The organism is Aerococcus sp. UMB1112A, assembly GCF_030230715.1.
Lineage (GTDB): Bacteria > Bacillota > Bacilli > Lactobacillales > Aerococcaceae > Aerococcus.
In genome coordinates this window covers 55,059-72,928 of record NZ_JASPDS010000010.1, presented here as the reverse complement: position 1 = coordinate 72,928, position 17,870 = coordinate 55,059, and the positions used below count along the sequence as shown (strand labels likewise).

Below are 17,870 nucleotides of genomic sequence, written 5' to 3'. Positions count from 1 at the left end.
TGTTGGTTCATCAACTCGAGGTTGATGCCCTACACAATTGGTTCGTCTTCTTTGTTCAGTTTTCAAAGGTCTATCTCGTCTCTCTTTGAGACAACTATTTAATGATATCTCATCAAGAACGAAATGTCAAGAACTTTTTCAAATTCTTTTTTGTTTTCTTGAGAAACAACTTTTATAGTATAGCATTTCTCACAGATCTTCGTCAAGGCTTTTTTTCAAAAACATTTATTTTACTTACGGCCTTTTTGAGGACAAGAAATATATTATCACCTTTCTAGATCTTTGTAAAGTCTTTTTCTTAATTTTACTTAGAAAAATAAAAAGTGACAAAAGCCCAGCTAGCAGCTTTTGTCACTCTTTACTCGTTCTCCTACCAATTTTCGTCAATAAAGCTTTGGCGGCCAGAGCCTCGACGGTAGCGTTGGTAGTGTTCGGGATTCTTCTTATAGAAATCTTGGTGGTAATCTTCTGCTGGATAAAAGGCTTGGGCGGGTTCAATCTGAGTCACAATCGGATCGTCGAAACGTCCGCTGGCTTCGAGTGCCGCTTTTGAATCAAGTGCTGCTTGCTTCTGCTCTTCATCCGCATAAAAGATTACTGGCCGGTAAGAATCTCCCCGGTCAACGAATTGACCCATGGCATCCGTTGGGTCTGTCTGTTGCCAGTAAATCTTCAGTAAGTCTTCATATGAAATCACTTCAGGGTCGTAAGTAATTTCGACAGCTTCTGTGTGGCCGGTATTGCCCCGGCAGACTTCCTGATAAGTTGGATTGGGCACATGTCCACCTGTATAACCCGATACAACTGAAATAATACCAGGATATTGGTCGAAGGGTTGGACCATACACCAAAAACATCCCCCTGCAAAAATAGCTTTCTTTTCTGCCATATCGCATCACCTTCCTTTGCTAACTTACTTCTATTGTAACAGCTTTTCGGTCGTTCACCTACTTCTAGGTCTCAAATGACAAAAGAGGCTGGGGCTTTTGCCTCCAACCTCTTCTTATCTATTATTCCACTTTGTTTCTAACCCAGTGCATTCTCTTTAGTAATCTTCGTTACGCCACCCATGTAAGGAACGAGTACTTCTGGGATGGTCACTGAGCCATCCGCATTTTGGTAGTTTTCAAGGACTGCTGCTACGGTCCGACCGACAGCCAAACCTGAACCATTCAAGGTATGGGCGAGTTGCGGTTTACCGTTCTCATCGCGGTAGCGGATCTTAGCCCGGCGTGCTTGGAAGTCTACGCAGTTTGAGCATGATGAAATTTCCCGGTAGGTATCTTGGGCTGGGATCCAAACTTCGATATCATAAGTCTTAGAAGCTGAGAAGCCCATGTCACCGGTACAGAGAACGATGCGGCGGTAAGGTAATTTCAGCATATCTAAAATATTTTCCGCATTTTGGGTCATGCTTTCGAGTTCATCGAAGGATTGGTCTGGTTTAGCAAATTTGACCATTTCAACCTTGTGGAATTGGTGGAGACGGATCAAGCCCCGGGTATCCCGGCCTGCAGAACCCGCTTCTGAACGGAAGCAAGGTGACATCGCGGTGAACTTAATAGGTAATTCTTCACCTGGAATGATATCTCCTGCATAGTAGTTGGTCAAGGTCACTTCGGCAGTTGGGATCAAGGTCAAGTCGCGGTCGTCATGTTCAATTTGGAAAACATCTTCAGTAAATTTAGGGAACTGACCAGTCCCGTACATAGCTTGGTCATTGGCCAGGTAAGGGGTGATGGTTTCAATATAACCTTCCTTAGCGTGTTGGTCGAGCATGAAGTTGTAGAGAGCCCGCTCTAGCTTAGCCCCCATCCCACGGTAGTAGAGGAAGCGTGAGCCAGCTACCTTGCCGCCTGCTGCGAAATCAAGGATGCCTAAGTCTTCACCAATTTCATAGTGGGCTTTAGGCGTGAAGTCAAAGTTTGGCAGCTCGCCCTTGCGGTGGATTTCTTCATTATCGTCTTCATCTTCCCCTACTGGAACGCCTTCTGCAGGCAAATTCGGAATGCGGGCTAAGATATCATGACGTTTGTTTTCAACCGCTTTGACTTCTTGGTCTAGCTTAGAGATTTCCTCGCCTAGTTCCTGCATGGCCTTAATCTTGTCATCTGCATCTTCTTTGTTCCGTTTCAACTGGGCAATTTCTTCTGAGGTTTGGTTACGGACTTTCTTCTGTTCTTCGACTTGAACTAAGAGCTTACGACGGTCTTCATCGAGAGCCATCACTTGGTCCAACTCTTCCCGGCTCACCCCGCGAGTCTCTAACAATTGGGCTGTTTCTTCAAAATTATTTCGTAATTGACGCATATCAATCATGGGTCTTCCTCCTCCATTAATGTAAAAAATTAAAATAAAAAAGCTATTCCATACCCTTTCGATTAAGAAAGGGACGGAATAGCTGCTTGTTTCGGCATTATTGCGCGGTACCACCCTGCTTCAGCATATCACTATATGCTTGCTGCACTCTTCAGTTAACGGTCTGTCCGGAAATGCTTCACCCATCTACGGGCTCGCACTCAGCGATTGTGTGGATTCCATGATAACAAGTATCCGTTCCCACCAACCACGGACTCTCTTGAACTTATCCATCACTTACTAGTCACAATCCTACTTTTTATCTATTAATGCTATTATAATCTTTCTCTCAATAAATGTCAATTTGCCTTTGCACTTTGCGTATCGAGCCAGTCTTCCACCTGGTCCACCAAGGATTCAATCAACTGGGACATGCGCCGTGTCACCCGGACAATGGGGCTCAGGCCTTCCACTTCTTCACTCGGCACAATGGCATTGGTCAAGGCCATATCCTGACCCTCCACGTCTTCAAGGAAGGGCAGACGGATGGTCACCTGGTTAACAGCCTGACTAGGATCAAGCGGAGCCTTCACCTGCAGGGTCCCTTGGGGGGTGTACCGCCAATTATCGCTATAAGATTCCACCTTTTCTTGGGCCCAATCGATTCCTTGGGGCAAGAAGGCAGCTGAATTATCCTGGTAGAGCAGGTCCACCTGGTCTTGGCGTCCTTGGTAGACATCCACATGGTCCCGGCTAGCGAAGACTTCCCCTTTTTGGTGGAGGAGGGTCCAAGCCAAGTTGTCCTGCAGGCCGTTCAATAACTTGTTAGTTTCCCGGTAGCGAGCCTCATTATCGCTCGCCCCCAGGGTCAAAAGCAAGACAGGACGGTCGTTGATCCGGCTGACAATCAGGATACAGGCTCCAGCTAAGTCTTCCGTCCCGGTCTTCAAGCCCAAGACATCCTCGCGTCCATGAGCCAGTCCCGGGAGAAACTCATTGAAATTCACCATCCGAAAAGTCGTCTCTGGGTTAACTTGGAAGTCTTTAACAGGAACCGCCGAGCGTTTGAGAATATCAGGATAGTCTTCCAATAAGTGCTGGGTCATCCGCAAGAGATCAATCCCCCGCATCTGGTTCTCGTCCTGGCTGGTGTACTGGTCACCATGGGTCGTCTGATATTTCCCATCTAAACCCGAAGCCGTGTAGAGTTTGTAATCTGTGATCCCTAAAGACTCCAGCTTATCGCCCATCTTTTCCACAAAAGTTGCCTCGTCCCCTGCCACATATTGGGCCAGGGCTACAATGGCTGAATTAGCTGAATAAATTAAGGTAGCATCGATCAGGTCGCCGGCAGTGTAATAGTCCGTTGACGCATCCAGAGGGACATTAGATAAGTTGGGGAGGCGGGAGAGTTCAGCTACCCCTTCAGAGACGGGAATCTTGGTATCGAAATCTAATTGACCAGCCTTGATGGCATCGTAAACCACATACAAGCTCAGCAACTTGGTCAAGGAAGCAATCCCGTGCAAGTCATCATCCTGGTAGCGGAAGAGGGCCTGGCCAGTCGCTGGATCCATAGCTGCGGCCTGGTCAACTTCCAAGTTCAATTGACTCGCCAGCTGGCTAGAAAAGTCCCCCAGGCTCGTTCCCCGATCCTCAGCAAGAACCAAAGTCGGACTGAAAACCGTCCATAACAAAGTCAAAACGAGCCCCACTTTAAAAACTTTCAGCTTCTTTCCAAGAGTCATCCATTCAACCTCTCTTCCTGGTAATGATTCGGAATTTTAAAAATAAAACGTGTGCTCTGGCTATCCGATTCCGCCCATATCTTGCCATGGTGATGGAAGACCACCCCTTCTGCAATAGCCAGGCCTAGGCCGCTACCGGATTTTTCTTGCGAGCGTGAACTATCCACCCGGTAAAAGCGTTGGAAAAGCCGGTCTAAGGCCTCTTCTGGAATCTGGTCGCCATCATTTTCGACGACAAAAGTGGTCTCTTTAGCATCCTGGCTGACCGCCACACGGACATAGTCACCATCGCCACCATATTTAAAGGCATTGGTCAGTAGGTTAGAGAAAACCCGGGCCAGTTGCTCTGGATCCACATCGACAATTATTTCCTGGTCTTCTGGGACATCCAAGCGGAGCTCGCGACCGGCTTGTTCCGCCTCCATCTCAAATTCAACCAGCATCTGCTGGAGCATCCGTACCACATTGATGGGCATAACATTGAGCTGGATATTGACCTGGCTAATCTTGGTGTATTCAAAGAGGTCATTCACCATCCGCTGCAATTGCAGGGACTTGATATAAGCAATATGGGCATAGTGCTTCATTTCTTCCTCATCATTGTAATGGCCGCTCTCCAAGAGACCCAAGTAGCCGATCACCGAGGTCAGCGGGGTCCGGATATCATGGGACATGTTGACAATCAACTCATCCTTGGACTGTTCAATCCGGCGCTCCTCCTCCATGGCCTCAACCGTGCTATCCACCAGGCGGTTAATCGAGGACACCACCGGCTTCATCGAATCCAAGTGCTTACTGGAAATCCGGTGGTCATAGTTTCCCTGAGAAATAAAATGCAGTTCATCCAAGATATAACCCAATTGGACCGTCCGATAACGGCGATAAATCCGCCAAGCGACTGCCCCCAGACCAATCACCACATAGCAAAGGGTGAATCCTAAGAAGAAATTCTGCTGGAAATAGGGTTGGAGAATAATGGAGAAGGGATTTTGCTGCATAATCTGGACATAGTAATAATCGTAGGCAAAGATCAAAACGAACATAATGCCAAAATACCCCAGCAAAAGAATGGCTGTCCAAACCACCGCCTCAAAGAAAACTTCAAGAAAGACGCGGTATTTACTTCGCTTGGAATGATACATGCACTTGCCTCCCTTCATCCCTTGGTACTAGGCTTGGTCAGCTGTCGGATCGACAATCCGGTAGCCTACCCCCCAAACTGTTGAAATCACCTTATCGCCATTGGTTGCCTTACCAATCTTATCGCGCAGGTGACTGACATGGACCATCACCGTCTTGGCAGAAACAACAGAATCTTGCTGCCAAACCCGTTCAAAAATTTCGTCCGCACTGAAGACTTCATTCGGATGGCTGGCCAAGAGGTAAAGGATCCCAAATTCTAAAGCCGTGAGCTGGATCTCCTTGCCATCGATGGTCTTCACCTCATGGGAATTCTTATGGATGGTTAGAGGCCCAATCTCAATCGTATCGGTATTATTCTCATCCGACAAGTTAGCCCGACGCAAGAGGGACTTGACCCGGGCCATCACTTCGAGGGCATTGAAGGGCTTGGTCACATAGTCATCCGCCCCCGTCGTCAAACCAGAAATCTTGTCCATATCGCTGGACTTAGCCGACAACAAGAGGATTGGAATTTCAACATTCCGCCCCCGGAGTTCCTTCAAGAGGGTCAAGCCATCCTTACCCGGCATCATAATATCCAAGATCATCAAGTCAATATCCGGATTATCCACCATCTGCTTGAGGGCATCATCCCCATCAAAAGCCTGGACCACCTGGTAGCCCTCATTCTTAGAATAAATCGTCAGTAACTCAACAATATCCTTATCATCATCAACAATCAATAACTTCATCTCGCCACTCCCTTACACAAAACTTATTTACATACTATTACTTTACTAAGAACATACTCCCCTATATTTTAGCAAAACATCCCTATAATTGTTTAAAGAAAACCCACAAATCTCCTTAAGAAAGAATTAAATCAAAGGGTGTGAGCAAAGGCGTTTAGAAGCTTACCACTGGAACACGAACGAAAAAGGGCAAGCCCCGCTTGCACGTTTCGATCGTGTGAAGTGGAGAAGCTTCTGCCTTTGCGAACCCGACTGCAAAGGGTGTGAGGGCGCACGGGTAGAAGTGGACCTCTGGAGCAAAAGGGATAAGAACGGCTTTAGCCGGTCGTTCCCTTTTGTGAAGAGGAGCCACTTCTGCGCGACCGAACCCGACTGGAGGGTGTGAGACTTGGCGCTTAGCTTGACCAAGCCCCAATCGAAGCTTCCGAGTGTGGGTTACTCCACCCTCAGCACTCCAAATAAAAAGGAGCAGGCTGCCCTGCTCCTTGCTTTATTCATATAGAGCCTATTTCAAAGCATCGACAATGGCTTCATTGAAGGCATCTAAGTCGGCCGGAGTCCGGCTGGAGATAATGCCGGATGGGTCAATGACAACTTCTTCATCAAAGAAGTTGGCGCCCGCATTTTTCACGTCAACGGCCACTTGTTTAACAGCTGTAATGGACTTACCTTTCAGTACGTCAGCATTGACGAGTAATTGAGGGGCATGGCAGATGGAGAAGATTGGTTTGCGCTTGAAGGCAAAGTGGCGCACAAAATCTAATACGCGCTCGTCGCCCCGTAATTTATCAGGGGAATAGCCGCCAGGAATGAGCAGGGCATCGTAATCCGCACCTTCTGCCGCATCAATGCCAACAGCGACTTCGACTTCTGTATCTTCACTCTTACCGGTAACAGTTTGGCCTGCTTCGAGCCCCACGGTGACGACTTCGTGACCAGCTGCCTCGAGGGCTGCCTTAGGTGATGTAAACTCTGAATCTTCGAATAGGTCTGTGATAATTGCTGCAATTTTTGCCATAAATTATGGAACCTCCTTCAATTCATTACAAGTTCAACTTCTCTTTCATCCTAACATGTGAGCGAACGAAAGGCGAGTAATCCGCTCAGCCTTGCTATAAGAAAAGCGCCTAGCCTGGGCTAGACGCTTGTCCTTGGCACTTATCCACGTGAGTAGTTAGGTGCTTCTTTGGTAATTTGAATGTCGTGGGGGTGGGATTCAATCAGACCAGCGGCTGACATGCGAACAAACTGGGCATTTTGACGGAGGTCTTCAATATTGTGTGCCCCGCAATATCCCATACCGGACCGGATACCACCGACCATTTGGAAGATGATATCAACCACTGAGCCCTTGTAGCTGACCCGGCCTTCGATACCTTCTGGGACCAGCTTGTTGGCTTCGTTGACTTCTCCTTGGAAGTAGCGGTCAGCTGAGCCCTTCTTCATGGCGCCCAGACTGCCCATGCCGCGGTAGGTCTTGAAGCGGCGGCCTTGGTAGATCTCAATTTCACCCGGCGATTCGTCCGTCCCTGCTAGCATGGAACCTAGCATCACGGCATGGCCCCCAGCAGCCAGGGCCTTGACAATATCTCCTGAATACTTAATCCCTCCATCAGCGATGATGGTCTTGCCAAATTCATTGGCCACTTCAGCGGCATCATAAATGGCGGTTAATTGGGGCACGCCGACCCCAGCCACTACCCGGGTAGTACAGATTGAACCAGGTCCAATGCCGACTTTGACAATATCGACCCCTGTTTCAAAAAGGGCCCGGGTACCTTCCGCTGTGGCCACATTCCCAGCAATCAGGGTGACCTCTGAGAACTGGTCGCGGATTTCCTTGACCTTGCGGAGGACGCCCTTGGAATGGCCGTGGGCAGTATCGATGACAATGGCATCCACACCTGCTTCAATGAGGGCTTTGGCCCGTTCGAAGGTATCTGAAGTCACACCGACAGCTGCCCCACAGACCAAACGTCCCTTGGCATCTTTGGCTGCATTGGGATAGTCAGTGACATTTTGAATATCTTTGAAGGTAATTAAGCCGGTCAAACGACCTTGGTCATCAACCAAGGGGAGTTTTTCAATCCGGTATTTTTGTAGGAGAGCTTCGGCTTCTTCTAGGCTGGTATTCGAAGGAGCGGTGACCATCTCTTCAGTGGTCATGTATTCGTGGATCGGTTCGGAGAGGTCGCGGACGAAGCGAATGTCGCGGTTGGTGATGATCCCCAGTAATTCACGCGAACTCTCATCCTTGACGATAGGAACTCCACTGATCCGGTAGCGCGCCATCAAATCTTCAGCTTCTTGCACCTTATTGTCTGGGAAGAGATAGAAAGGATTGGTGATGACGCCACTCTCCGAGCGTTTCACCTTGCGAACTTCCTCAGCCTGACGGTCAATGGTCATGTTCTTATGGATAATTCCTAAGCCGCCAGACCGTGCCATGGCAATAGCCATATCCGCTTCCGTTACCGTATCCATCGAAGCTGATAGGATAGGGACATTCAATTTCAAGTGGTCAGATAGCTGGATCCCTAAATCCGCTTCATCAGGTAGGACATCACTTTCAGCAGGCACGAGTAAGACATCATCGAAGGTAATTCCTTCTTTGACAAATTTATTTTCCCAGTTCGACATGGTGTTAATCCGCTCCTTTTCCTTTTTAGATTATTCAATAGGATAGCCCGAACTTCCGAAATTGTCAACAATTATTTTAATCTTTTGCGGTTAATAGCGAACTTTTTATACAAATTTTATTTTATTGTTCGTCTTATAGCTTATTTTGAAGGGCTGAGAGGGCTTGGTCAGCTTGGAAGCCTTGGCCATCAATGAAGACGGCTGGACTGGCTTCCACGCCCACTGCCTTACCTTCTCTGTAAGCGGCTTTGAGGGCTGCTTGGTTACCTTGGTAGTCGTAGCCCAGCTCTTCTTCCGCAAACTTGAAGACACCTTCAAAGTCAGAGGCTACCCATTCGGGACGCCGAGCGAGGATCTCTTCGACTTGATACAGGGCCTTTTCGGGCGTTTGATAGTCCACAAAGCGCTGCATCACTTCACCCTTGTAGCCGCCCCCATGGCGTAAACTAAAGATTTTAGTCACTAAGCGCACTTGGCCCGAAGCGAGGGCTTGGCGCAGAATAGGGAAAGCTTCCTTGGCATAGGCTGCTGATTCCGCTTCATAGAGGTCGATAAATTGATAGATGGTCTTTTCTGCCTGGTCCGAGCCGAGGACAAAACCGTTGGAATCGTTCAGGGCAGACGGGTCAAAATCATTGGCTAAGTCTTGGTCTTCCAAGGCTTCAGCTAGCCACTTACGGATAGTGAAATGGTCTTCGTGTTCATCTAAGATATGACCAGCGAGGATAACAGTAGGAACGAAACGCACACCATTGTCTTCCCCTTCTTGGCGGATGGCCTGGGCGATTTCTTCATTAGCTTGCCGCTCGAGTCCGACCACATTCTCCACCCAATCTTTGACGCCATCGTGGTCCATTTCCCCCCAGACATCCTGGTTAGCATAGAAATAATGAATCAATTCATAAGCTTCTTCTGGCCGGCCATAGTCAATGTATTGGTGGAGGATATTAGCCTTGGACAGGTCATGCTTGTCGCGGTCATAAGATTTGATAATCCGCTGCAACTTGCCCGCTGCCACCCACTCGTCTAATAAGTAAGAATTACTTTGGAAGAACTTCCGGGCAAAAGGACAGCGGTAGTTAATAAATTCAATGGATTTAATAGGGGCCTCATCGCAGCCCAATTTCAAACCGAGCTCTGTGCCGATTCCCTTGGTATTGATATCTGCCGTATTCATATAGAAACAACCTCCTCAGTTAAGTTAAGTTCATTGTAACAAGAAGAAGGGGCAAGGACTATAAAAAGGCCTCCAGTAGGGATAGGGAAAATCTAATAGGTGAATGGTATTAGTGAGCATGCCTTCCGCATTTGAATTTGGCCTTAACTATTGAAAAAGCCCTCAAATTTAGACTTTAAAGCCAAAATTTGGGGGCTTGATACTGACTTTTTATTGAGTCATTGGCTACTGGCTTTCCTTAGTTATGCCGATGCTTTCTATGGTATTGGATGAATCTTATCACATAAAAAGCATGCATAAGGTAAATTGGGACGGCTATCGTCAACCAGCTTCGAAGCGATATGCCAGATACTTTAAACAGGACTAGGACAAGAATTTGAATCAGGATAGAAATGGCAAAGACATCTTTTCGGTAGATCACGGGCTGAGTCATTTCTGAAATCACCTCAATTATTTAGTATCTTGCTTCATATTTTACAATATCAAAAAAAATGATCCTATCAAGTCTAGCATGCTTACGATGACCAATTGAAAGTTTCCCTATTAACAAAACTAAGCTAGCAACAGGAGGCTAGCTTAGTGAAGGGTTGTTTGTCTGTTTAGATGGTCTGCTCATACCCTTAGTTGGGTTCAGGCTAGCAGAAATAGCTCCTCTTCACCAAAATCCGCCGAAGACTTTCAGTCTTCTCTGGCTTTTGGCTCCAGAGATCTATTTCTCCCGCTAGCCTTCACACCCTGTGTAGTCGGGTTCGCAAAGGCAGAAGCTTCTCCACTTCACACGATCGAAACGTGCAAGCGGGGCTTGCCCTTTTTCGATCGTGCTCCAGTGGTAAGCTTCTGAACGCCTTTGCTCACACCCTTGTTAAAACAGTGTGTTGGTCTGGATGTTATAGGTTTTCTTATACCACCATCTGCCGACGAAGGCGATGACGGCGATGGCGAAGTAGAGGAAGGCTGGGAGGACGACGTTGATGCTGGCAGGGATAAGGAGGGTGCTCAGGCTCACCACGCCAATCCAGACGATAACCACCGCTGCGCCAACACCAATATAGCGGAGGACGGGGTGTTTAGCCTCTCGGTCCATGTTTTGTTGGTAGTAAGTCAGAATCGCCATAGCCAAACCACCAAGGACAAAGTTAATGATTAAGGAAATCACACCGAAGGATTGGCTGTTAGCCTCTTGGTTGCTACTGATGGCACCGATGCCAGCTAGGGCAGCGAACATACCGCCGATGAAGAGGGCGCTATCCAACCAGAGCTGCTGGAAGCTCGCAGGCTTTACTTCAACTTCAGTCGGGTCATAGAGAACTTGTTGGGCATATTGGACAGGCGTGCCGTAAAGATGGTTGGCCGTGATCCCCTGACCTTGCTTGTCCAACATTTCCTTGATCATAGTATTTTCATGGCGGATGGCCGCTTCTTCTGCACCCTGGGCCTTCATTTCCTTATTGAATTGGAAGATGAAGTCTTGGTTGCGCTTGGTCAGTTCAGGGTAGAGTTTCTGGTTTTCTGCTTGGAGGTCAGCCAGGCTGACTTCCTGGTCTTTAATGGATTGGTCTTGTGTCATCGAAAAACCTCCTAAACATTGAAGCGGAAGAGCATGATATCGCCATCTTCAACGACATAATCCTTACCTTCCGACCGGTACTTACCGTGTTCCTTGCAAGCCTGCATGCTGCCGTAAGTCATTAAATCATCGTAGTGAACGGTTTCAGCCCGGATGAAGCCGCGCTCGAAGTCGGAGTGGATAATGCCAGCGGCTTGAGGAGCCTTCATGCCCTTCTTGAAGGTCCAAGCCCGAACTTCTTGCTCCCCAGCGGTAAAGTAAGTGGCAAGGCCAAGCAGGGTGTAGGACCGTTGGATCAAGACATCTAGGCCTGATTGTTCCATACCGAGGTCTTCCAGGAACATGGCCCGGTCATCCTCTTCCATAGTTGCCAGGTCTTCTTCCAATTTGGCGCAGACAACAACCACTTGAGCTCCTTCCGCATCCGCAATTTCGCGAACCGCTTGGACGTGTTCGTTGTTGCCAGATGCGGCATCCTCTTCTTCCACATTGGCGACATAGAGGACAGGTTTCATGGTCAAAAGGAATAGCTGTTTAACAAAGCCCATCTCTTCTTCGTTGAAATCCAAGGCCCGGGCAGGCGTACCAGCTTCCAGGGCTTCCTTGATCCGGCCCAGGACATTGGCTTCAACAACGGCCTCATGCTGCTTGGACTTAGCCATTTTAGCTGCTTTTTCGTAGCGCTTGCTGACACTTTCCAGGTCAGCCAGGACTAATTCCAGGTTGATGGTCTCAATATCGTCTTGGGGATTGATACCGCCGCTCACATGGGTAATGTTCTCATCATCGAAACAACGGACCACATGACAGATGGCGTCCACTTCACGGATATTGGCTAGGAACTTATTGCCTAGGCCTTCCCCCTTGGAGGCTCCCTTCACGATACCCGCAATATCGGTAAATTCAAAGGTCGTAGGGACCGTCTTCTTAGGTTCTACCACTTTGGTAATCTTCCAGAGGCGGTCGTCAGGGACTTCCACCACGCCTACATTGGGGTCAATCGTCGCGAAGGGGTAGTTGGCTGCTTCCACTTGCGACTTGGTAATTGCGTTAAATAAGGTTGACTTGCCCACATTTGGCAAGCCGACAATTCCTGCTGTTAAAGCCATTGCTTATTGTTCACTCACTTTCCTATTCATTTTCTGCTTTTTCAAGAACTTTTTTCATTTTCTTTTCGAATTCGCGCCGTGGCATCATCACGGACTGGCCGCACCCCTGACATTTCATCCGGATATCCATGCCCATACGGATAATCTCCCAGGCATTGGTCTTGCAAGGGTGGGGCTTCTTCATCTCGACCACATCATGGAGGCCATAATTCTTGTCTACCATCCTATCCCCTCCTTAATCATCTAGGCGAATATTCAATAAATCTAAGATCCGGGTCAGGTCTTCCTCGGACAAGTATTCAATCTCGATCTTGCCGTGGTCCCCCTTGCTCTGGATCTGCACATTGGTCCCGAACTTGTCCATCAAGAGGTCTTCACTCTCGCGGATATAGGTCGGTTTCTGCGGCTCTTGGACCTTCTGACTCTTCTGAGCTTCGACGGGTTCATTCAGACTCTGGACCATCTTCTCCAATTGGCGGACCGTCATCCCCTCATTGACCACCTTCTTAGCTAGTCGGGTCTGGTCTTTGGGATTCTTTAGGGCCAAAAGCGTCCGGGCCTGGCCCATGGACAAGTCACCGTCTTGGACCAATTCCTTCACTTCCGGTGTCAGGTCCAAGAGGCGGAGGTAGTTGGCAATATAGGACCGGCTCTTGCCCAAACGCTTGGCCGCTTCAGCCTGAGTCAGAGACAAGCTATCAATTAAATTCTGATAGGCCTGGGCCTCTTCTAAAGGGGTCAGGTCTTCCCGCTGCAAGTTCTCAATGATCGCGGTTTCGATCATTTGGGCATCGGTCATCTCGCGTACAATAGCGGGGATGGTCTCGGCCCCATTCAGCTTGGTCGCCCGGTAACGGCGCTCCCCTGCAATGATCTCATAGCCCTTAATGGCCGACTTGCGGAGGATAATGGGCTGGAGGAGCCCCTGTTCCGCAATGGAATCCGCCAACTCTTGCAGGGCCTTCTCTGAGAAATTGAGCCGCGGCTGGTAAGGGTTGGGGCGAATCTCATCAAGGGCAACCTCTACCACCTGCTCATGATCAGGATCAAGCGGCGCCTGGGCGGCTTCCTGGCTGTCGCTTCCGATATAATCTTTTTCAAAAGGATTGCTTTCATCTGAGAAGAAAGCGCCGATTCCTTTACCTAAACCACGGTTCTTAGTCGTCATTTGCCAGCACTTCCTTTGCTAATTCAAGATAGACTTCCGCACCCCGCGATCGCTTGTCATAGTCGATAATGGCTAGGCCATAAGAAGGGGCTTCGGATAAACGGACATTGCGCGGAATCAGGGTGTCATAAACCTTGTCACCGAAGTACTTGCGCACCTCTTGGACCACTTCATTGCTGAGATTGGTCCGCGCGTCATACATGGTCATCAAGACCCCTTCCAGCTTCAAGTGCGGATTGAAGTGTTTCTGAACCAGTTGAATAGTGTTAAGCAACTGGCTCAACCCTTCCAAGGCATAGTACTCACTCTGGACAGGAATGAGGACGGAATCCGCTGCGGTGAAGGCATTGAGGGTCAAGTGCCCCAGGGAAGGCGGGCAATCGATAAAGATATAATCATACTGGTCGCGGACCGGCGCAATAGCCTCCTTCATCCGCTGCTCACGGTGGGGAACATTGGTCAATTCCACCTCAGCCCCCGCCAATTGCAGGGTCGCTGGGACGACATCCACATTCTCCCGGGAAGAAGGCAGGGTCACATCTGCCAAGTCCTTGCCATTAATGAGCACATCGTAGATATCCTCTTCGACCTCTGCCTTGTTGATCCCTAGGCCACTGCTGGCATTCCCTTGGGCATCGCTATCGATCAAGAGAACCTTCTTATCATTGTAAGCCAGGCAGGCCGCCAGGTTCACTGTCGTGGTGGTCTTACCAACGCCACCTTTCTGATTGGCAACCGCAATTACCTTTCCCATATTTTAATTACCTCCTTAGTCGCTTGCCGCGCAGTCACAAGCCAAGAAAGAAAAAAGGAAGGAAATGCGCTCCTTCCTCCTCGCATTTCTTCCGAATCCCAGCTCGAGTCTGACATTCTTCGCACATATTTTATTCTGTCTCCTTCATTGTATCAAAAAAAAGCCCCCTGTGCTCATAATTTTATCTTTAGAAGACTTCCACAAGTTAGGAGCCTATCATTTCACGCTGAAAGCCTAACATGTTATCATGTAAGCGTAAACATAATTTGTATTGACTTGCCAGCCGTCACTTGCTCGCTTAGTGAAGGAGCGAGCTCAGCCCCCTAAGCAAGGAGGAATCGACATGCCACACTCTAGTTTAAAAATTGTCTTTTGGTGTCTTGTCATCGATACACTCTTAAACGGTATCTTGGAATACTTTTGGTCACCCGCCCTCTTGGAGGCCTTCAGCTCCATACCTGGAAACATCGCCTTTCTAATCGTGCTCTACTACTGGTGGGAGGGTCGTAAGGAGGAAGACTAGAGAATATAAGTATAAAAATAGAGGCTAGGACAATGGTCCTGGCCTCTTTATTTGCTATAAAGTTATTCAAAACTCTAGTCCAAGAGTGAGCCCTGACAGCTACTTCATATATCGTCTAAAATTAGGCTAACACTAAGCGAATTTGAGTTTGGGCGGGGTCGTGGAAGATCAGGCTGGAGCGGTCCTTGTCATAGTCGATCGCCTTGGCCTTGAGTTGGTCTTCCACCCAGTCCAGGTCGTCTTGGCTCCCCTGCCAGATGCTTTCGCGGAGGCCCTGGCTGGTGTAGTCTCCCTGTGGATCGATGCCCTTGCGCCAAACATTGGCCCCAAGGTGGTGGTGGTAGTCACCGGTCGCCATGAAGAGGGCGGACTTGCCCATGAGGAATTTGACGCCGAGACCCATCACGTCATAGTAGAAGTTCATGGTCTCTTCGATGTCATGGACGTGGAGGTGGATATGGCCCATGATGGTTCCGTTCGGCATGCCCTGGTAGTCACCTGCTTCAGCTAGGGCGAGGACTTCCTCTGCCGCTATAGGTTCAACAATCCCAGCGATAGCCCCAGACTCGTTAATATCCCATTCAGCTTGGTCCTTATCAGCATAGATTTCAATCCCATTATCCTCAGGGTCCTGGAGGTAGAGGGCCTCGCTGTAGCCGTGGTCAGAGGCACCATCGAGGGGCGCTTTGACCTGGAGGAGGTGCTTGAAGTTATTGGCTAGGTCCTTGCGGCTGGGCAGGAGGAAGGCCATATGGTAGAGGCCGGTATAGTCCTTCTTGCGCTCATCAGTGGGATAGATCTCGAGGAGAACTTGCCCATCTGGCGTTCCCAGGTAATAAATACCATCCTTAACCTCAATTTGGCTGAGCCCAATCGTTTCTTGGTAGAAGTCTGCCAAGGCCTTGGGATCGAGCGCATTAATTGCCACCGCTTTAGTAGTCACTTGAGTCGCTGATTCGGTCACATGTCTAGTCATAGAATATTTGCTCCTTTGTTTTACTTTTTCCGTCTTTACTTACATTCAGTAACCAGTCTAGCATGTTTTATTTCCAAACCGAAGCAATAAGTCTTGGAGTAATTTTGATTTGGCTGAAGCCCTTTAATATGTTAGCCTGGCCTTAATGAAAGCATTGAATTAATTTTTAGGAGGGGTACTTATGTCACGAGAAATTTTACGGTCTTTCATAGTTACTTGTTTGCATGCCTGCTTTATCTTCTTAGTCCTAGCCCTTATCGAAAAAATATTCTCCCTAACGATTCCATTTGCCCTTCAATTTCTGATCCTGCTTTTATATGTGCTAGGATTGAATTTGAAAAAATAAGGAAGCTTTGATGTATTGTATTAGCGAGCATACGTTCCGCTATTGAATTTGATCGTTGAAGAGCCATGGCACCGGCTCGAGCCAAGGTCTCTCGCCTAACGAGCTTCAAAGTTAGAGTGCGACAAAAGTCGTTAAGCTCTGAACCACTGGAGCAAAGGCTGGAAGAGCCTTGCGGAGGCTCGGACAGCCTTTGTGAAGTGGAGTCAGAGCTGACTTTTGGAGCAGGTTTTGGCTAGTAACGGCTTACGCCGACTATCCGTAATTCACATCTAGTCGGGTTCGGTCTGGCAACTTTCGTGTCACTTCACAAGTCTCCGCCGCAGTCTTGCAGACTGCTCCGACGACTTACTCCAGTGAACGAAAGCTAACCGCCAGCCCTCACCCCCTTAAGCTTGCTTGTTCATGGCTAACGATCAAATTCAAAGCTCCACTCCTGCTCAAAACAATTGTAATAAATTTTTTTTATCATTAGTCACTGACACTAAAACAGAAATAAGCAAAAAAGAAGCAGTAGATACTTAGAAAATCTACTGCTTCCTTATTTGTTTTGAATTAAATTGTCTTGATAGGCATTATTAGTGAGTAGGGTGGTGCAACTTCTAACCATCAGCTCTATTTAAAAGTTGGGGCTCAGCTACTCTCAAACTCCATGTCCATTTGAAAGTTTGACCTCTGCTACTCTCAAACTCCATGTCCATTTAAAAGTGCGGCCCACGCTACTCTCAAATTCCGCTTTCATTTGAAAGCTGGGCAGCAGCTAGACAAGCCACCCTGCACCACCATAATAAAAATAAGCTAGCTAAGACCTTGCTTTGAGATTGAATCCTCTTGTTCACACCCTTTAGTCGGGTTCGCAAGAGCAGCTTTGGAGTGCTTTCGCAAGTCGGAAACGTGCAAGCAGGGCTTGCCCTTATTCCGACTTACTCCAAGCATCCAAAGCTAAACGCTCTCGCTCACACCTTTTTTTTACTGAATTGGTTTTTTGGCTGGGGTGCCGGGTTTTCTGGGGTATTTGTTGGGGCTTTCTTTTTTCTTGGCGATACGGATGATGTGGCGTTCGCCGGCGTTTTCGGGGAGTTCGAAGGCGGCGTCTTCGAGGAATTTTCCGCCGAGGGTGGCGATGGCTTTCTTGGCGTCCGCGAGTTCGTCTTCGACCTGGGCTCCCTTCATGGCAACAAAAAGGCCGTCTTTTTTGACCAGGGGCAGGCAGAATTCAGCGAGGACGGAAAGGCGAGCCACAGCGCGGGCGGTGGCCAGGTCATAGTGGGCGCGTTGGGCCTTGTTCTGGCCGAATGTTTCGGCCCGGTCGTGGATGGCCTGAACCTGGTCTAAACCGAGTTCGTCAATAACCGTATCCAGGAAACCGATCCGTTTTTTGAGACTGTCCACGATAGTGACCTGGAGTTCTGGGAAGGCGATCTTGAGCGGGATGCTCGGGAAGCCTGCTCCTGCCCCGACGTCTACCAGGGTCAGCGGGCGGCTGAGGTCAACGTGGAAGGCCAGGGTCAGGGAATCGTAGAAGTGCTTGAGGTAGACCTCATCGCGGTCGGTAATGGCCGTCAGGTTCATCTTCTCATTCCATTCGACCAAGAGCTCATAGTAACGGGCGAATTGGGCCATCTGTTGGTCGGTCAGGGAGATACCTGACTCTTGGAGTTTATTTTGAAATTGTTCGGGATTCATGGCGCCT

At 48.6% G+C, this 17,870-nt stretch carries 17 protein-coding genes; 2 read left to right on the top strand and 15 right to left on the bottom strand.

Annotated features, from left to right (window positions below; genetic code table 11):
• Nucleotides 1-370 precede the first annotated feature (370 nt).
• The 13 genes from msrA to QP860_RS06935 form a co-directional block, all read right to left on the bottom strand.
• Complete coding sequence (gene msrA / locus QP860_RS06995; protein ID WP_284879008.1) at nt 371-889, bottom strand: peptide-methionine (S)-S-oxide reductase MsrA; 519 nt, start codon at nt 887-889, stop codon at nt 371-373.
• A gap of 137 nt (nt 890-1,026) precedes the next feature.
• On the bottom strand, nt 1,027-2,319 hold the full coding sequence (serS, locus tag QP860_RS06990) for a serine--tRNA ligase (protein ID WP_070619965.1): 1,293 nt from the start codon (nt 2,317-2,319) through the stop codon (nt 1,027-1,029).
• A gap of 338 nt (nt 2,320-2,657) precedes the next feature.
• Complete coding sequence (locus QP860_RS06985; protein ID WP_284912426.1) at nt 2,658-4,001, bottom strand: serine hydrolase; 1,344 nt, start codon at nt 3,999-4,001, stop codon at nt 2,658-2,660.
• A 41-nt stretch (nt 4,002-4,042) separates the two neighbouring features.
• A complete protein-coding gene (locus tag QP860_RS06980; protein ID WP_284912425.1) occupies nt 4,043-5,188 on the bottom strand; it encodes a sensor histidine kinase in 1,146 nt (381 codons plus the stop codon).
• A gap of 27 nt (nt 5,189-5,215) precedes the next feature.
• Nucleotides 5,216-5,920 (bottom strand): response regulator transcription factor, encoded by a 705-nt coding sequence (locus QP860_RS06975; protein WP_067973754.1) that lies wholly within the window; start codon nt 5,918-5,920, stop codon nt 5,216-5,218.
• A gap of 505 nt (nt 5,921-6,425) precedes the next feature.
• A complete protein-coding gene (locus QP860_RS06970; RefSeq protein ID WP_284912424.1) occupies nt 6,426-6,938 on the bottom strand; it encodes a type 1 glutamine amidotransferase domain-containing protein in 513 nt (170 codons plus the stop codon).
• A gap of 140 nt (nt 6,939-7,078) precedes the next feature.
• Entirely contained in the window at nt 7,079-8,560 is a 1,482-nt protein-coding gene (gene guaB / locus QP860_RS06965; protein ID WP_070619807.1) for an IMP dehydrogenase, read from the bottom strand.
• 133 nt (nt 8,561-8,693) lie between these two features.
• Entirely contained in the window at nt 8,694-9,737 is a 1,044-nt protein-coding gene (locus tag QP860_RS06960; RefSeq protein WP_284912423.1) for a thioredoxin domain-containing protein, read from the bottom strand.
• A gap of 862 nt (nt 9,738-10,599) precedes the next feature.
• Nucleotides 10,600-11,304, bottom strand: coding sequence for a DUF1129 domain-containing protein (locus QP860_RS06955; RefSeq protein WP_284912422.1), 705 nt, complete (start codon nt 11,302-11,304; stop codon nt 10,600-10,602).
• Between the two features lie 11 nt (nt 11,305-11,315).
• Entirely contained in the window at nt 11,316-12,413 is a 1,098-nt protein-coding gene (gene ychF, locus QP860_RS06950) for a redox-regulated ATPase YchF (protein ID WP_070619819.1), read from the bottom strand.
• Nucleotides 12,414-12,435: 22 nt separating this feature from the next.
• Nucleotides 12,436-12,636, bottom strand: a complete 201-nt coding sequence (locus QP860_RS06945; protein ID WP_284911060.1) for a DUF951 domain-containing protein — start codon at nt 12,634-12,636, stop codon at nt 12,436-12,438.
• A gap of 12 nt (nt 12,637-12,648) precedes the next feature.
• The gene (locus QP860_RS06940; protein ID WP_284912421.1) at nt 12,649-13,581 is read right to left on the bottom strand and encodes a ParB/RepB/Spo0J family partition protein; all 933 of its coding nucleotides are present in this window, start codon (nt 13,579-13,581) and stop codon (nt 12,649-12,651) included.
• Nucleotides 13,571-14,335 carry a ParA family protein gene (locus tag QP860_RS06935; RefSeq protein ID WP_070619827.1) on the bottom strand — a complete coding sequence of 255 codons (765 nt, stop codon included), beginning with the start codon at nt 14,333-14,335 and terminating at the stop codon, nt 13,571-13,573. Before QP860_RS06935 ends, QP860_RS06940 begins: the two co-directional genes overlap by 11 nt.
• 343 nt (nt 14,336-14,678) lie before the next feature.
• Between QP860_RS06935 and QP860_RS06930 the strand changes: the two genes are divergently transcribed.
• Nucleotides 14,679-14,858 (top strand): hypothetical protein, encoded by a 180-nt coding sequence (locus tag QP860_RS06930; protein WP_284911062.1) that lies wholly within the window; start codon nt 14,679-14,681, stop codon nt 14,856-14,858.
• A gap of 121 nt (nt 14,859-14,979) precedes the next feature.
• Here QP860_RS06930 and QP860_RS06925 read toward each other — a convergent pair whose 3' ends face one another.
• Nucleotides 14,980-15,834 carry a VOC family protein gene (locus QP860_RS06925; RefSeq protein ID WP_284912420.1) on the bottom strand — a complete coding sequence of 285 codons (855 nt, stop codon included), beginning with the start codon at nt 15,832-15,834 and terminating at the stop codon, nt 14,980-14,982.
• A 181-nt stretch (nt 15,835-16,015) separates the two neighbouring features.
• Here QP860_RS06925 and QP860_RS06920 point away from each other — a divergent pair, with 181 nt between their 5' ends.
• Nucleotides 16,016-16,180, top strand: coding sequence for a hypothetical protein (locus QP860_RS06920; protein ID WP_284912419.1), 165 nt, complete (start codon nt 16,016-16,018; stop codon nt 16,178-16,180).
• A 966-nt stretch (nt 16,181-17,146) separates the two neighbouring features.
• Here the strand turns inward: QP860_RS06920 and rsmG are convergent.
• Nucleotides 17,147-17,863: a 16S rRNA (guanine(527)-N(7))-methyltransferase RsmG gene (rsmG, locus tag QP860_RS06915; RefSeq protein WP_284912418.1), complete on the bottom strand. Its 717-nt coding sequence runs from the start codon at nt 17,861-17,863 to the stop codon at nt 17,147-17,149.
• Nucleotides 17,864-17,870 lie beyond the last annotated feature (7 nt).

What these genes read in the sequence shown, in the direction of transcription:
- QP860_RS06925 (WP_284912420.1), bottom strand. Translation starts at nt 15,834, where the DNA reads ATGACTAGACATGTGACCGAATCAGCGACTCAAGTGACTACTAAAGCG.
- guaB (WP_070619807.1), bottom strand. Translation starts at nt 8,560, where the DNA reads ATGTCGAACTGGGAAAATAAATTTGTCAAAGAAGGAATTACCTTCGAT.
- QP860_RS06940 (WP_284912421.1), bottom strand. Translation starts at nt 13,581, where the DNA reads ATGACGACTAAGAACCGTGGTTTAGGTAAAGGAATCGGCGCTTTCTTC.
- ychF (WP_070619819.1), bottom strand. Translation starts at nt 12,413, where the DNA reads ATGGCTTTAACAGCAGGAATTGTCGGCTTGCCAAATGTGGGCAAGTCA.
- serS (WP_070619965.1), bottom strand. Translation starts at nt 2,319, where the DNA reads ATGATTGATATGCGTCAATTACGAAATAATTTTGAAGAAACAGCCCAA.
- QP860_RS06980 (WP_284912425.1), bottom strand. Translation starts at nt 5,188, where the DNA reads ATGTATCATTCCAAGCGAAGTAAATACCGCGTCTTTCTTGAAGTTTTC.
- QP860_RS06970 (WP_284912424.1), bottom strand. Translation starts at nt 6,938, where the DNA reads ATGGCAAAAATTGCAGCAATTATCACAGACCTATTCGAAGATTCAGAG.
- msrA (WP_284879008.1), bottom strand. Translation starts at nt 889, where the DNA reads ATGGCAGAAAAGAAAGCTATTTTTGCAGGGGGATGTTTTTGGTGTATG.
- QP860_RS06960 (WP_284912423.1), bottom strand. Translation starts at nt 9,737, where the DNA reads ATGAATACGGCAGATATCAATACCAAGGGAATCGGCACAGAGCTCGGT.
- QP860_RS06920 (WP_284912419.1), top strand. Translation starts at nt 16,016, where the DNA reads ATGTCACGAGAAATTTTACGGTCTTTCATAGTTACTTGTTTGCATGCC.
- QP860_RS06935 (WP_070619827.1), bottom strand. Translation starts at nt 14,335, where the DNA reads ATGGGAAAGGTAATTGCGGTTGCCAATCAGAAAGGTGGCGTTGGTAAG.
- QP860_RS06955 (WP_284912422.1), bottom strand. Translation starts at nt 11,304, where the DNA reads ATGACACAAGACCAATCCATTAAAGACCAGGAAGTCAGCCTGGCTGAC.
- QP860_RS06975 (WP_067973754.1), bottom strand. Translation starts at nt 5,920, where the DNA reads ATGAAGTTATTGATTGTTGATGATGATAAGGATATTGTTGAGTTACTG.
- QP860_RS06930 (WP_284911062.1), top strand. Translation starts at nt 14,679, where the DNA reads ATGCCACACTCTAGTTTAAAAATTGTCTTTTGGTGTCTTGTCATCGAT.
- rsmG (WP_284912418.1), bottom strand. Translation starts at nt 17,863, where the DNA reads ATGAATCCCGAACAATTTCAAAATAAACTCCAAGAGTCAGGTATCTCC.
- QP860_RS06945 (WP_284911060.1), bottom strand. Translation starts at nt 12,636, where the DNA reads ATGGTAGACAAGAATTATGGCCTCCATGATGTGGTCGAGATGAAGAAG.